Source organism: Salinisphaera sp. Q1T1-3, from assembly GCF_003602005.1.
Taxonomy (GTDB): Bacteria; Pseudomonadota; Gammaproteobacteria; order Nevskiales; family Salinisphaeraceae; genus Salinisphaera.
The window spans coordinates 258,484-271,612 of sequence record NZ_QZWD01000001.1 but is presented as its reverse complement, the minus strand read 5'-3'; the positions used below and the strand labels follow the sequence as shown (position 1 = coordinate 271,612).

General features: G+C 63.6%; 14 protein-coding genes. All 14 read left to right on the top strand.

Annotated elements, in window-relative coordinates; genetic code table 11:
- Positions 1 to 169: 169 nt before the first annotated feature.
- The 14 genes from fliD to D3260_RS01100 all read left to right on the top strand — a co-directional run bounded on the left by fliD (position 170) and on the right by D3260_RS01100 (position 13,106).
- Positions 170 to 1,600, top strand: coding sequence for a flagellar filament capping protein FliD (gene fliD, locus D3260_RS01165; protein ID WP_120096722.1), 1,431 nt, complete (start codon positions 170 to 172; stop codon positions 1,598 to 1,600).
- A gap of 39 nt (positions 1,601 to 1,639) precedes the next feature.
- Positions 1,640 to 2,020: a flagellar export chaperone FliS gene (fliS, locus tag D3260_RS01160; RefSeq protein ID WP_120096721.1), complete on the top strand. Its 381-nt coding sequence runs from the start codon at positions 1,640 to 1,642 to the stop codon at positions 2,018 to 2,020.
- A 14-nt stretch (positions 2,021 to 2,034) separates the two neighbouring features.
- Entirely contained in the window at positions 2,035 to 2,406 is a 372-nt protein-coding gene (locus D3260_RS01155) for a flagellar protein FliT (RefSeq protein ID WP_158583336.1), read from the top strand.
- Positions 2,407 to 2,973: 567 nt separating this feature from the next.
- On the top strand, positions 2,974 to 3,690 hold the full coding sequence (locus D3260_RS01150) for a flagellar hook-length control protein FliK (RefSeq protein WP_147418066.1): 717 nt from the start codon (positions 2,974 to 2,976) through the stop codon (positions 3,688 to 3,690).
- Positions 3,687 to 3,995 carry an EscU/YscU/HrcU family type III secretion system export apparatus switch protein gene (locus D3260_RS01145; protein WP_120096716.1) on the top strand — a complete coding sequence of 103 codons (309 nt, stop codon included), beginning with the start codon at positions 3,687 to 3,689 and terminating at the stop codon, positions 3,993 to 3,995. The genes D3260_RS01150 and D3260_RS01145 overlap by 4 nt, the downstream gene beginning before the upstream one ends.
- A gap of 407 nt (positions 3,996 to 4,402) precedes the next feature.
- Positions 4,403 to 4,906 (top strand): flagellar transcriptional regulator FlhD, encoded by a 504-nt coding sequence (gene flhD / locus D3260_RS01140; RefSeq protein WP_120096714.1) that lies wholly within the window; start codon positions 4,403 to 4,405, stop codon positions 4,904 to 4,906.
- A 34-nt stretch (positions 4,907 to 4,940) separates the two neighbouring features.
- Positions 4,941 to 5,495, top strand: a complete 555-nt coding sequence (gene flhC / locus D3260_RS01135) for a flagellar transcriptional regulator FlhC (protein WP_120096713.1) — start codon at positions 4,941 to 4,943, stop codon at positions 5,493 to 5,495.
- 419 nt (positions 5,496 to 5,914) lie between these two features.
- Positions 5,915 to 6,799 (top strand): flagellar motor stator protein MotA, encoded by an 885-nt coding sequence (motA, locus tag D3260_RS01130; protein ID WP_120096711.1) that lies wholly within the window; start codon positions 5,915 to 5,917, stop codon positions 6,797 to 6,799.
- A complete protein-coding gene (motB, locus tag D3260_RS01125; RefSeq protein WP_120096709.1) occupies positions 6,796 to 7,764 on the top strand; it encodes a flagellar motor protein MotB in 969 nt (322 codons plus the stop codon). The genes motA and motB overlap by 4 nt, the downstream gene beginning before the upstream one ends.
- A 51-nt stretch (positions 7,765 to 7,815) precedes the next feature.
- Positions 7,816 to 10,101 (top strand): chemotaxis protein CheW, encoded by a 2,286-nt coding sequence (locus tag D3260_RS01120; RefSeq protein ID WP_120096708.1) that lies wholly within the window; start codon positions 7,816 to 7,818, stop codon positions 10,099 to 10,101.
- A complete protein-coding gene (locus D3260_RS01115; RefSeq protein WP_120096706.1) occupies positions 10,094 to 10,585 on the top strand; it encodes a chemotaxis protein CheW in 492 nt (163 codons plus the stop codon). The genes D3260_RS01120 and D3260_RS01115 overlap by 8 nt, the downstream gene beginning before the upstream one ends.
- A 27-nt stretch (positions 10,586 to 10,612) precedes the next feature.
- Positions 10,613 to 11,476, top strand: a complete 864-nt coding sequence (locus tag D3260_RS01110; protein WP_120096704.1) for a CheR family methyltransferase — start codon at positions 10,613 to 10,615, stop codon at positions 11,474 to 11,476.
- Entirely contained in the window at positions 11,473 to 12,054 is a 582-nt protein-coding gene (locus D3260_RS01105; RefSeq protein WP_120096703.1) for a chemoreceptor glutamine deamidase CheD, read from the top strand. The genes D3260_RS01110 and D3260_RS01105 overlap by 4 nt, the downstream gene beginning before the upstream one ends.
- Positions 12,051 to 13,106, top strand: a complete 1,056-nt coding sequence (locus D3260_RS01100) for a chemotaxis response regulator protein-glutamate methylesterase (RefSeq protein WP_120096701.1) — start codon at positions 12,051 to 12,053, stop codon at positions 13,104 to 13,106. The genes D3260_RS01105 and D3260_RS01100 overlap by 4 nt, the downstream gene beginning before the upstream one ends.
- Positions 13,107 to 13,129 lie beyond the last annotated feature (23 nt).

The following is a 13,129-nucleotide window of genomic DNA, read 5'->3' as shown; positions in this document are numbered from 1 at the left end:
TCCGTACCGGGCGCTGTCTCCCCACCGGGACCAGCCGATGGGGCGAGTCTGGCGCGATTGCGGACCGAATCCCGAGACCCGCTAAAGTCGCCGGCCGTCGTGCCGATAACAATGGCAACCGATGGGAATCGTCGTTTGATCGCCCGTTTCCGGCAAGGAGTCGTCACCCATGGCCAGTATCTCGTCTTCCACGCTGTCGTCGCTCGGCGTCGGCTCCGGGCTCGATCTGAGTTCGTTGCTGGACAATCTCAAGGCGAACGAGCAGAACCGCCTGGTGCCGCTGCAGAATCGCAAGGCGAGCTTCAACACACAGTTCAGCGCCTACGGCGCGCTCACCAATTCACTGACGAATCTGAAGGACGCGGCGGACAAGCTGGCCGGTTCCGATCTGTATCACGCAGCCAAGGTCGGGGTGGAAGGCGATGCGGTCACGGCAACGACTGATCAGGCGGCGGTGGCCGGCGGCTATGATGTCTCGGTCAGCCAGCTTGCCCGCGCCCAGTCGCTGGTCGGCGAACCGGTGGCCGACAAGGATGCGGACATCGGGGGCGGTGGCAAGATCTCGATTGCGATCGGGGACGCCGATGCCACCGAGATCAATCTACCGAAAGGCGGGAGCTCGCTGACCGATATCCGAGATGCGATCAACGGCGCGGGCGCCGGTGTTTCCGCATCGATCATCGACGACGGCAGCGACACGCCGTTCCATCTGGTGTTGTCATCCGATAACAGCGGTACCGCCAATCAGATCACGGTCAAGGCCACCGATGCCGCCGGCGCATCCGGCACGCCGCTGGCCGATCTCGTGGATTACGACAGCCAGAGCGGCCAGGGCAGCATGCGCGAGACCGTGGCGGCCCGCGATGCCAAGTTGACGGTCAACGGGGTATCGGTCACCCGTAACAGCAACACCGTCGACAATGCGATCGATGGCGTGACTCTGACGTTGCACTCGACAACGACCGAGCCCAGTCGTGTCACGACCACGCGCGACAACGACCAGATCCTTGGCGCGATCAAGAGTTTCGTCTCTGCCTACAACAGTTATCAGAAGAGAGCCGACAGCCTGACGGCATTCAACGGCGCGGATGCTTCGGGTAACGGTGTTCTGCTGGGGGATTCCACCGCGCGCTCGGTCGAGTCGGAGCTACATGCCAGCCTCACGGAGGCGACTACCGGCGGGGCGTTCTCCGTGCTCGGCGATATTGGTATCTCTCTGCAAACCGACGGCACGCTCAAGATCGAGGACGAAGACCAGCTCGATGCCGCGCTGACCGATAATCCGAACGGCGTGGCGGCGCTGTTCGGCGGTGATGCCGGCAGCGACGACGAGAACGCCGGTATCGCCGGCGGCCTGTCCGCGACGATCGCGCGCATGACCGATGACAACGGCCTGTTGAGTACCGCGCGCGACGGTCTGCAGCGCAGTATCGACGACGTCGACAAACGTATCGCCAACATGCGGGATTCGATCGACGCAACGGTCGAACGCTATCGCAAGCAATTTGTTCAGCTCGACTCGATGATGTCCAGTCTGAACTCCACCCAATCCTATCTGACAACCCAGCTGTCTCAGCTCAATGGCTCGTCATCGAGCTGAGACAGCGCACCGACACGCCTTTCGCGGGAGTAGCCTTCGATGAATACCCAGCAAGCCGCCCGGGCCTACGCCAACGTCGGGCTGAGCAGCGGCGCGATGAGCGCCTCGCCGCATCAATTGATCGTCATGCTGTTCGACGGTGCCCAGGGCGCGTTGCGCAAGGCGGAATACGCACTGTCCGTCGGTGACGTGGGCGGTCGTGGTTCGGCACTGTCCAAAGCCATCGACATCATTGAACGAGGCCTGCGCGCTGCGCTCGACATGGAGCGCGGCGGCACGCTGGCCGAACGTCTGGACGCACTCTACGACTACATGATTCGTCGCCTGATGCAGGCCAATCTGCGCGGCGATGCCGAAGCGATCTCCGAAGTCGCCCGGCTTCTCGAGGAGATCGGTTCGGCATGGAAGCAGATCGGGTGAGGGAGGAGCATGTGATGGGCGAACATGCCGAGTCGAATATCAACGGCGATATTCTCGATCGTTACGAGATCATTCGCAGCTATATGCGGGTCATGCAGCAATACGCGCGTGCCGGTGAATGGGACCATCTTGTCGAGCTGCAGACCACTTATGTGCGTGCGGTCGAGGATCTCGCCGAAGCCGAATCGGAGATCACGCTGTCCGAGGACGCCGGCGATCGCAAGCGTATCCTCATCGAGGAAATCCAGGCCGCGGAAGCCGATGTGCGCCATTGCCTGAACCAGCGCATGACCGAGCTCAGTGCGTTGATGGGCGATTCGCGCCAGCGTCAGTTCGTGGCTCGGGCTTACGAAAGTCAGGCACACGAGCCCGATGGGCGGATCTAGCCCGTGTCGAGGCCATGTATGTCCGCCGGTGCGCGCTTCGTTTGAAGGCGCGCACCGGTCAGAGCGATCTTGCGTGCTTCGACGACGCATCGGCGCCGCTCGGACGACACACCGACAGGCGCGAGTGCGTGGATGCACGAGTTCGCCTACAGCGCCGTGTTGCAACGAGACGGGAGATAGTGTGCGCTGGCGTGCCATCACCCCGAGACGTGTCATGCGCATGGCTTATCCACTCAGTCCGGGCAGCTGATCTTGGGCACGATTACGCCGGTACTCGACACGCTGTTATCGCGTATATCCGGCCGGGCCGGAGATCTCGCGCGTGTCGGAGAGCGGGCCGGTGAATCTCGCCTGTCGGCGATAAGGGCGATCGACGGTAAGGTTTCGGGCGCGTTGCCGGAACAGCAGCAGGCACAGGCGCGCGCGGGCACAGCAGACAGTGGGGCCGCGACGCGAACAGCGACGAGCCGCAATCGCGGGTTGATACCGACCTCGGATGAGACTCGTGTCCCCGGCCAGCAAGCCGGTGAGGGCGCCGGGCCAGCGGTCGATGGCAGGGCACGCTCGGTGAGTCTGCATTTGTCACGCACGGGCGGGACATTGGCCCGACTGCTCGGCGTGATTGGCGATAACGCCACGTCGACGCCGGTCCATGGGGCACACCCTCTGAGTGCTGGGCGTCCCCAGCCGACGGCTCTTGCCACGATGCTGGCCCAGCAGGTCACGGGCAGCGGTCTGTTCTATGAGTCGCATCTCGCGGCACTGGTTCGCGGCGAGATGTCCCGCACGCGCGTAATGCGAGAAGCCGAGATGCGCCTTGAGCAGGCCGCGACGTCGGGTAGTGAAAGGACGGCCAACGACCGGCATGCGGCGCGCGATGCCGGCGGGACCAACACAACGATCGACCCCCGCCTTGCGCCGCTGGTGCGTCAGCAGCTCGAGTTACTGGCTGGTAACGTCTTCCAATGGCAAGGCGAGGCCTGGTCCGGCACGCCCATGCGCTGGTCCATCGAGCAGCCGCCGGAGCGCCATGGCGAGGCCGCCACGCCTGAGCCGACGACGGCCCATGAGGCGATCACGTCGTTGTCCTTGACGATGCCGGGGCTCGGGCTGGTCGAGGCGAAGCTGCGTCTCGGCACCGAGGCCGTCGAGATCGACGTATGGACCGAATCCGATACCGGCCGGCGCCTGCTCGCCGCGGACCGCGAGACGCTTCGTCGCCGTCTGCGGGACGCCGGCCTGGGTGAGGCCACGGTGCGCCTGATCAGCGAGTCGGCGACATGAGCGACGACGAACCCGAACACGTCGCCGACGAGTCGCCGTCTGCATCCGCGCGCCGGCATGCGGTGGCGTTGCGTTATGAAACCGGCGACGACGCGCCTCGTGTCGTTGCCAAGGGATACGGCGATATCGCCGATGCGATCATCGCACGGGCCGAAACTCACGATCTGCCGGTCCACGCGGATCGGGAACTCGTGCGACTGCTCGCTCAGGTCGACCTGGACGCGCATATCCCTCCGGCGCTCTACGTTGCCGTTGCCGAATTGCTCGCTTGGGTTTACGAGCTCGATAGGGCGGCGAACCATTGAATTGTAGCCAATTAGGTGGCGATCGATGGTTGTACCATGGAAGAAGTTTTGACCCCGGGAGAATAGTTCCAATAAGTTATGCGCCGATACTACGTTGTAATACGTTAGTCTTAGGTCGCGATGCCCGTGTGCGCCAGCACGTTCACCGGGTCTGTTGATGAGGGGGGCAGGGCGCGCAGCGTGCTGTCTTGTGTCGGCACGAGGTGTTTTAGGCACGTTACGCGGCGCTTTGTAAGCGCGGTGAAACGTCGGATCGTCATCGTGTTGCCCGTGATCTGGGCTTGTCTGAAAAAAGCCAGGCTACCCTTGCAGAATTAACGGACCCCGGTCTGCTCGGGTATCGAGTAAAAAACGTGCGATTGGTTGTCTTTTGTCGCAATCGCACGATGCAAGGCACGAGGTGATCGTTGAAACTAGAACAACTGCTTGAGGACATTCGTCAGGTCAATCTGTCCTATCTGTTACTGATGCAGCGTCTGATCGGTGCCGATCGCGAGACCGCCATGTTTCGGCTGAAGATCGACGACGAAATGGCCGATCTGCTGACCAGCGTCAGCGTCACCGAACTCGCGTCACTGGCCCGTTGCAATCAGTTGCTCTGTCATTTTTCGCTCGAGGACGCCGACCAGCTGGATTCCTTGATTCGCGCCACGGCGAACGAGGACATGCGTCAGGTTCATGCTGCGATACTGCTCGGTAGCAACGAACGAAGGGCTGCCAACGATCGGCGTCGAGAAGACCGACGCCAGGGAGATCGGCGACTTCAGGATGATGGCCCGCCGAACGGCGTCGAGCGGCGCGAGACTGAACGTCGATCCGGAGAGGATCGGCGCGAGACCGCGCGACGTGCCACCGATCACGAGAACACCACATCGCCCGAGCCTCACGAGGCCGGGCGAAATAACGAGTGATTCGTTTTATTGCCGTTTTCCCGGGGGGGACCATATGGCAGAAAAGAGCGTCGTCGATGAAGGGCGACAGATCAGCTTGGCGATCGAGATGATCCAGCTCGGCGCGCGCCTGCAGGTGCTTAGAGCCGAGACCGTGATCAGTCGGCGACGCCTCATCAATCTCTACAAGGAGATCCACGGCGAATCGCCGCCCAAGGGGATGCTGCCGTTCTCGACGGACTGGTACGTGACCTGGCTACCGAATATCCATTCGTCGTTGTTTTACAACATATATTTGTCATTGTTGGGGCATCCCGACCGGGATCGCATCAGCTCGGTTGTGAGTGCCTATCGGCTCTATCTGGAGCAGGTTTCGCTCGGTGAGGATGGCAAGCCGGTCCTCGGGCTAACGCGTGCCTGGATGCTGGTGCGGTTCTTCGAAAGCGACATGATGACGTTGTCGAGCTGTCAGCGCTGCCGGGGCAATTTCGTCAACCATGCGCTGAGCCTCGATCACGATTTCGTCTGCGGTATCTGTAACCCGCCGTCGCGTGCCGGCAAGACTCGGAAGAAGACACGCGACAAGACGGCCGCGGAGCCAATGCACTAGAGCCTGTTGGCGTTTCGTTCGAGCGCCGCGTTGGAGATCGCTGGTGCAGAATGGCGGCACGGCGCGCACTACGCCTCGTCTTGCCGCAAAACAGCGCTTGGCGCGGACTCGCACGACACATCAACGGGCCCTAGGGGATGCACGGGCATCGGCGCGCGCGAAGGCAGCGCCGTCGATCGGGCGTCGCGTCACCTGATCGACCGCTATCGCCGAGCCGAGAGCCGCGAACGGGGTGCCGGCTCGCGCGTCGTCGTTTGACCGACCGCTGATCAGTCGTCGGTTCCGCCCGCGTCGATGTCGCGTGCGACAAGCCGGTTCGGTCCCGCGGACGCTATTCAAGTTCTGCCGGCCAGCGCCGTTAAGCCCTGCAGCTCCCATGGTTGTGCAACGCGATCCGGGCGATCGCGAGAGGTGTCCAAGTGCTTGTCTTAGCCGGCTTTATCGTTGTCATTGCCTCCGTGCTCGGCGGATACGCGCTCGTCGGTGGCTATATGGGCGTGCTGTATCAGCCTGCGGAGCTGATCATTATCCTCGGGGCCGGCCTCGGGGCCTATCTGGCCTCGACCAACGGCAAGGGCGTCTCCGCGATGATTCGGGTGTTCCCGAAGTTGCTGCACGGACATCGCTACAACAAGTCCACCTGTCTCGATCTGATGACGCTGCTCTATCTGTTGATGGCCAAAGCACGTCAGCAGGGCACGATGGCGCTGGAGACTGATATCGAGGATCCGGCGAACAGCAGCCTGTTCGCCAGCTATCCCAAATTGCTGGCCGACCCGCTGATCATGGCTTTCATCAGCGATTATCTGCGCCTGATGATCAGCGGCAACATGGATGCCTTCGAAATCGAGGCACTGATGGACCACGAGATCGAGACCTTCCAGCAAGAGGCCGAAGTGCCGGCGCACGGCTTGGCCACCATGGGGGACTCGTTGCCGGCATTCGGTATCGTTGCGGCCGTGATGGGGGTCGTGCACGCACTCGGCCATGCCTCGCTGGAGCCGGCCGGCATCGGGCCACTGATCGCACATGCCATGGTCGGGACGTTTCTGGGCATTCTGCTGGCCTATGGTTTCGTCTCGCCACTGGCCTCGCGTCTGCGGACCCATACCGATGATGTCGTCAAGGTGTTGCAGACCATCAAGGTCACCCTGCTGGCGCATCTCAACGGCTACGCGCCGCCGTTGGCGATCGAATTCGGGCGCAAGGCATTGTTTTCGGCCGAACGACCGACGTTCTCCGAACTCGAGACCCATGTCAGAGACGTGCGTTCCGGTTCCGGTGGCGCGCAGACATCCTCATGAGCAATAACTCCGGCGATCGGCGTCCTATCGTCATCCGGCGTAAGCGCCATACGCGTCATGCCGCCCACGGCACCTGGAAGATCGCCTATGCCGATTTCATGACGGCGCTGATGGCTTTTTTCCTGGTCATGTGGCTGTTGTCCGGGCTGAACGACTCCCAGCTTGAAAACGTCGGCGAGTACTTCCGAACGCCGCTCAAGGTCGCCCTGGCCGGCGGTGATCGGCAATCCGCGAGCAACAGTGCGATTCCCGGGGGCGGCGACGATCCGGTCCATTCGGACGGGGAGGTTGCGCTGACCTCGCCGAGGGCGACGAACTATCACGCCGACGATCGGCGACTGGCGCGTCTGCGTGCCGAGATCCAGGCGCAGATCGAACAGGATCCCAAGCTCAGCCGGATGTCCTCGCAAGTCCGAATCGAGATGGTCCCGGACGGTCTACGTCTTCAGATCTTCGACTCGCGGCGACGCCCGATGTTCAAACGCGGCAGCGCCCGGCTCGAACCGGATATCGCCCTGTTGCTCGAACGGCTTGCCGGCACCCTGTCGAGCGTGAAGAACAAAATCACCATCACCGGCCATACCGATGACCTGCCGTATGCGAGCGGCCCACAGGCCTACAGCAACTGGGAATTGTCTGCTGATAGAGCGAATGCGGCGCGACGGGCGCTGGTCACCGGTGGGATGGTGCCCACCAAACTGCTGCGGGTGATCGGTGCTGCGGATACCGATCATGTTGCGGGCGATCAGCCCGATTCGCCGCTTAATCGGCGCATCAGCATCCTGTTGCTCAACGATCGGGCTCAGCGCCGCATCGAAGAAGGTCCGGCGCGCGAGGCCGCGCCCACGACGACCGCCCGTGCCACGCCGGAAGCCGACGTCGCGCCGCGTATGCCCGCGGCCGGCGCCGTTCTGGGCTGGGTGGCGCCTAAAGTTCCGAGCGTGACGGACGATATTCAGGGGTAGCGGGCGCACGCGCCCGCAGCGACGCACGGTACAACGAGATACAAGACGCGCATGGACGGCAGCGATTTCTACGACACTTTCTTCGAGGAGGCCACCGAGCTGCTCGAGGAGATGGAACGTCTGCTCGTCGAGCTGGACACGAGTGCGCCGGACCTCGAGGCGCTCAACGCGATTTTCCGGGCCGCGCATTCGATCAAGGGTGGGGCGGGCACGTTCGGTTTCGACGCGTTGCAGAACACCACGCACCGGATGGAGAATCTCCTCGACCTGGCGCGTCGAGGCGAAGTCTGGCTCGATCGGTCGGCTGTCGATCGATTGCTAGAGGCCGGCGATGTGCTCAAGGGCCAGGTCGAGGCATACCGGGAAGGTGGTGTGCCCGACGCCGAGGCGGCGCGTCGGGTCTGCGACGTGTTGGAACGGATTGCAAACGACAAGCAAGGCACGCCGGCCGACGGCCCGTCCGATGATGTATCGCCGGATGCCGCGGCCGAGGTGAGATGCGACGATTCGCGCCGGCTTTCTATCACGATCACCGGGATCAAGGACGGCGAAGCGGATCTGCTGGCCGAGGAGCTGGCGCTGTTCGGTACAGTCGCTGATCGCCGTTCCCCGAGGACGGACGCGCTAGCGCTCTCGCTGACAACCACGGCCGCCGATGATGACATCATCGCCGTGCTGTGTTTCATCGTCGATGCCGATCAGATCGTGATCGAGACCGCCGGCGAGAGGCCGCCAGCGCCGATGCTGCGCGTCACGGTGCGGGATGTGGACGTCGCCACGCAAAATAGTCTCTGCGCCGAGCTTGCAACGCTCGGAGATGTCGGCGCGCCACGCGTCGACGGTGAGGCCTGGACGGTTGACCTGACGAGCGATCTGGCGATTGCGGACGTCGTGGCCGTGCTCGGTTTCGAGGCGGATGTCACCCGCGTGACGGTGGAATCCGTGGCGCCGGCCGACAGTGTCGATCGGGCCAACGACAAACAAGCCGGCGATGTGGCAACCGGATCGTCTGATGCGGCATCGGATGAGGCGAGCACGGGCACGCCACCGGCCACGGCGCCGCCGGCCCGTACGAGTGGTGCGAAGGACTCGGGAGGCTCGGATTCGACCTCGATCCGCGTGCCGACCGACAAGATCGACCACATCATCAATCTGGTGGGCGAGTTGGTCATCACGCAGTCCATGCTCGACCGGGCGGCCGGTGATCTGGAACGCGAACGTGGCGAAGCACTGCTGGCCGGCCTGAGCCAGCTCGCACACAATGCCCGCGACCTGCAGGAAGCCGTGATGTCGATGCGCATGGTGCCGATGGACTTCGCGTTCAATCGGTTCCCGCGCTTGATTCGAGATCTGGGGGCCAAACTCGGCAAGCGCGTCAATCTGCAGACGCTGGGCGGGGCCACCGAACTCGACAAGGGCCTGATCGAACGGATCATGGATCCGATGACGCACTTGGTGCGCAACAGTCTCGATCATGGCATCGAGGACGCCGCGACGCGTCTGGCCGCTGGCAAGCCGGAAGCAGGCCAGCTCACGCTCTCGGCACGACACGAAGGCGGTAACATCGTCATCGAGATTGCCGATGACGGGGCCGGCCTGTCCCGCGAACGCATTCTCGCGAAGGCACGGAGCAGCGGCCTGTCGATCGCCGACGACATGCCTGACAGCGAAGTCTGGCAGCTCATTTTCGCCCCGGGCTTCTCGACTGCCGACGCAGTGAGCGACGTGTCCGGCCGCGGTGTGGGCATGGACGTGGTCAAGCGCAACATCACCCGTCTCGGCGGACATGTTGATCTGCGCTCGTCGCCCGGTGTCGGGACCACGGTCCGCGTGATCCTGCCGCTGACGCTGGCCATCATGGATGGCATGGCAGTCCGAGCCGGCGGCGAGGTCTTCATTCTGCCGCTCGGCGCGATCTTGGAATCCATGCGCGTTGCGCCTTCGGATGTGCGCACCGTTGCCGCCGACGGCCACGTCATCGAAGTGCGTGGCGAATACCTGCGGCTCATCGAACTGCATCGCGTGTTCGATATCCCGGATGCGCAGACCGAGCTGGATCGCGGCATCGTGGTCGTCGTGACCAGCGAGTCGCGGCGTTTTGCCCTGTTCGTCGACGAACTCCTCGGTCAGCAGCAGGTCGTCGTCAAGAATCTGGAAACCCATTTCAGAAAGGTTGCGGGCGTGTCCGCGGCCACGATCCTCGGCGACGGTAGCGTCGCCCTCATTCTCGATGCGACGGCGCTCGCCCGCACCACCGCCATGACGCGCCCGGCGCCGCTGTCGCCGTCTCGCGCGACGACCACTCACGAGACCCTGGAGAGTCCTGTCCATGACTGATCCGATTGCCGCGACCGAAGCCGATACACGCGAAGTCCTGGTGTTCACGCTGGGCGGTGAGGAGTACGCCGTGGATATCCTGAAGGTGCAGGAGATCCGCGGGTACTCGAACATCACCCGTATCGCCAATGTGCCGGCCTTCATCAAGGGGGTGACGAATCTGCGCGGCGCGATCGTACCGATCGTCGATCTGCGTGTGAAGTTCGCCTTGGCCGAGGCCGATTACACCGCCCATACAGTGGTGATCGTTCTGAACATCGGTGAGCGCATCGTGGGTATGGTGGTCGATTCGGTCAGCGACGTGACGTCGCTGTCGAGCGATCAGATCCGGCCGGCGCCGGAGTTCGGTGCCCAGGTTGATACAGCGTATCTACAGGGTCTGGCCAGCCTGGAGGATCGGATGCTCATCCTGATCGACGCCGACGCCATGATGACCAGCCGCGAAATGGCGCTGGTCGATTCGATCGAGTCCGAAACCGCTTAGAGCGGGCGGCGATTACGGTAATCGAGCATGCCCCACGTCATCGAGGCCGACGAAACCGAAGCGACATCCGCGGGCCGCGACCTCGCGTTCACGGTGGAGGATTTCCGGCGGCTGCAGCGTATGATCGGCGAGCGCGCCGGCATCGCGCTGTCCGAGCGCAAGCAGGAAATGGCCTACAGCCGCCTGGCACGTCGCGTGCGCCTGGCGGGGCGTCAGCGTTTTGCCGATTATCTGGCGCCGCTCGAGCAGGATGCAGCGCATCCGGAGTGGGAGCATTTCGTCAATGCGCTCACGACCAATCTCACGTCGTTCTTTCGGGAGGCCCATCATTTCCCGCTTCTGGCCGAGCATGTCGCACGCTGCAGCCGTCCGGTCTCGGTCTGGTGCTGTGCAGCCTCGACCGGCGAAGAGCCTTGGTCGATCGCGATGACGCTTGCCGAGACGCTCGGCACCGCCGCCGGGCAGGGCGAGATCCTGGCCACGGACATCGACACCCGGGCGCTGGCCGTGGCCCGGGCCGGCATCTACCCGTTGGCGGCGGTGAACAAGCTTAGCGACCAACGCCGCAAGCGGTTCTTCCTGCGCGGTACGAGTGCGCGGGCCGGTCTGGCACGCATTGCACCCGAGCTGCGGCCGCGGGTCCGATTCGCGCCGCTCAATCTGGTCAGTGATCACTGGCCACTGCGTGGCCCGTACGACGCCATCTTCTGTCGCAATCTCATGATCTATTTCGACAAACCGACGCAGCAGCGAGTGCTCCAACGGTTCGCGGATCATCTCAAGCCGGACGGTCTGCTGTTTGCCGGCCACTCGGAGAATTTCAGCTATTTCGACAACCCGTTCGTCCTGCGCGGACAAACGGTCTATCGGCTGCGAGGCGGGCCGCGATGACAGCAGTCGATATCGATCTGGCGAGCCGTCAATACGTCGGCGAACACGGCGAAACGCACATCAAGCTGTTGCCGAAAGAGTATTACGTCACTGATCAGCCATTCGTCCTGACTACGGTGCTGGGTTCCTGTGTGGCGGTTTGCCTGCGCGATTCGGGCACGGGCATGGCCGGCATGAATCATTTCATGCTGCCCGATACGACCGTCGACGACGCGGCGCAAAGCATGGTCTACGGCCGTCATGCGACCCAGCGACTCGTTGATGCGTTGCTGGCGCGCGGTGCGCGACAGGCCGGCCTGGAAGCCAAGATATTCGGCGGCGCCAATGTACTGACCGACATGCGCCATGCCCGGATCGGGGCGTTGAACGCCGAATTCGCACGGACGTTTCTCGCCGAGGCGCGCATCCCGATCCGGGCCGAGGATCTCGGCGGCGTCTGGCCGCGCCAGCTTCAGTATCACGCTGGCACCGGAATCGCCCGGGTGCGCTGTCTGCGAGGCGTGACGTCCGAGCTTGCTGCCCGCGAACGACATCTGGCCAGGGCCGTTTCAGAAACCGTTTCGGGAGCAACGACATGAGTGAACCGATCAAGGTACTGGCCGTCGACGATTCGGCCCTGATGCGCCGTCTGCTGAGCGCGATCGTCGACGCCGAGCCCGACATGACGATGGTGGCCACCGCGCCCGATCCCTATGCCGCACGGGAATTGATCAAGCGCCACAATCCAGACGTGCTGACACTCGATGTCGAGATGCCGCGCATGGATGGGCTGGATTTTCTCGAAAAGTTGATGCGTCTGCGGCCGATGCCGGTGGTCATGGTCTCGTCGCTGACCGAACGCGGCTCCGAGGCGACGCTCCAGGCACTCGAACTCGGGGCGATCGATTTCGTGGCCAAGCCGAAGGTCAACATCCGAGATGGCCTCGCCCAGGCCGGTGCCGACATCGTGGACAAGCTTCGGATCGCGGCCCGTGCCCGCCCGACGGCACGCACACGCCAGGCCACGCCGGCCCGACTGCAGGCCGTGACGACTTCCAGCGAAAAACTGCTCGCCATCGGTGCCTCGACCGGCGGTACGGAAGCGCTGCGCCGGCTGCTGGTGCCGATGCCGGCCAATGCGCCGGCGATCGTGATCACCCAGCACATGCCGGCCGGTTTTACGGACTCCTTCGCCCGTCGTCTCGATTCGCTGTGTGCCTTGACGGTTACCGAAGCCTGCGACGGTCAGCGTGTGCTGCCCGGGCACGCCTACATTGCGCCGGGCGGGGCGACCCACATGCGCATCGCGCGCAGCGGCGCCAACTACGTGATCGCGCTGGTCTCGAGTCCACCGGTCAATCGTCACCGGCCGGCGGTCGACGTGCTGTTCCACTCGGTGGCCGAATGTGCGGGGGGCAATGCGATTGGCATATTGCTGACCGGCATGGGCGATGACGGCGCCGATGGCATGGTGGCCATGCGCACCGCCGGCGCGGTGACGATCGCGCAGGACCGGGCGACGTCGGTGGTCTATGGCATGCCGGCCGAGGCGGTCGCCCGTGGCGGCGCCAGCCATGAGCTCGGCATCGACGAAATCGGGCCCAAGGCGCTGTCCGTGGCCGCCGAGGCCGGGCGTGCCATACGGATTTGAACCGCCCGGCCGATATATACGAT

What these genes read in the sequence shown, in the direction of transcription:
- D3260_RS01120 (WP_120096708.1), top strand. Translation starts at nt 7,816, where the DNA reads ATGGACGGCAGCGATTTCTACGACACTTTCTTCGAGGAGGCCACCGAG.
- D3260_RS01155 (WP_158583336.1), top strand. Translation starts at nt 2,035, where the DNA reads ATGGGCGAACATGCCGAGTCGAATATCAACGGCGATATTCTCGATCGT.
- fliS (WP_120096721.1), top strand. Translation starts at nt 1,640, where the DNA reads ATGAATACCCAGCAAGCCGCCCGGGCCTACGCCAACGTCGGGCTGAGC.
- D3260_RS01145 (WP_120096716.1), top strand. Translation starts at nt 3,687, where the DNA reads ATGAGCGACGACGAACCCGAACACGTCGCCGACGAGTCGCCGTCTGCA.
- motB (WP_120096709.1), top strand. Translation starts at nt 6,796, where the DNA reads ATGAGCAATAACTCCGGCGATCGGCGTCCTATCGTCATCCGGCGTAAG.
- flhC (WP_120096713.1), top strand. Translation starts at nt 4,941, where the DNA reads ATGGCAGAAAAGAGCGTCGTCGATGAAGGGCGACAGATCAGCTTGGCG.
- D3260_RS01115 (WP_120096706.1), top strand. Translation starts at nt 10,094, where the DNA reads ATGACTGATCCGATTGCCGCGACCGAAGCCGATACACGCGAAGTCCTG.
- fliD (WP_120096722.1), top strand. Translation starts at nt 170, where the DNA reads ATGGCCAGTATCTCGTCTTCCACGCTGTCGTCGCTCGGCGTCGGCTCC.
- D3260_RS01100 (WP_120096701.1), top strand. Translation starts at nt 12,051, where the DNA reads ATGAGTGAACCGATCAAGGTACTGGCCGTCGACGATTCGGCCCTGATG.
- D3260_RS01110 (WP_120096704.1), top strand. Translation starts at nt 10,613, where the DNA reads ATGCCCCACGTCATCGAGGCCGACGAAACCGAAGCGACATCCGCGGGC.
- D3260_RS01105 (WP_120096703.1), top strand. Translation starts at nt 11,473, where the DNA reads ATGACAGCAGTCGATATCGATCTGGCGAGCCGTCAATACGTCGGCGAA.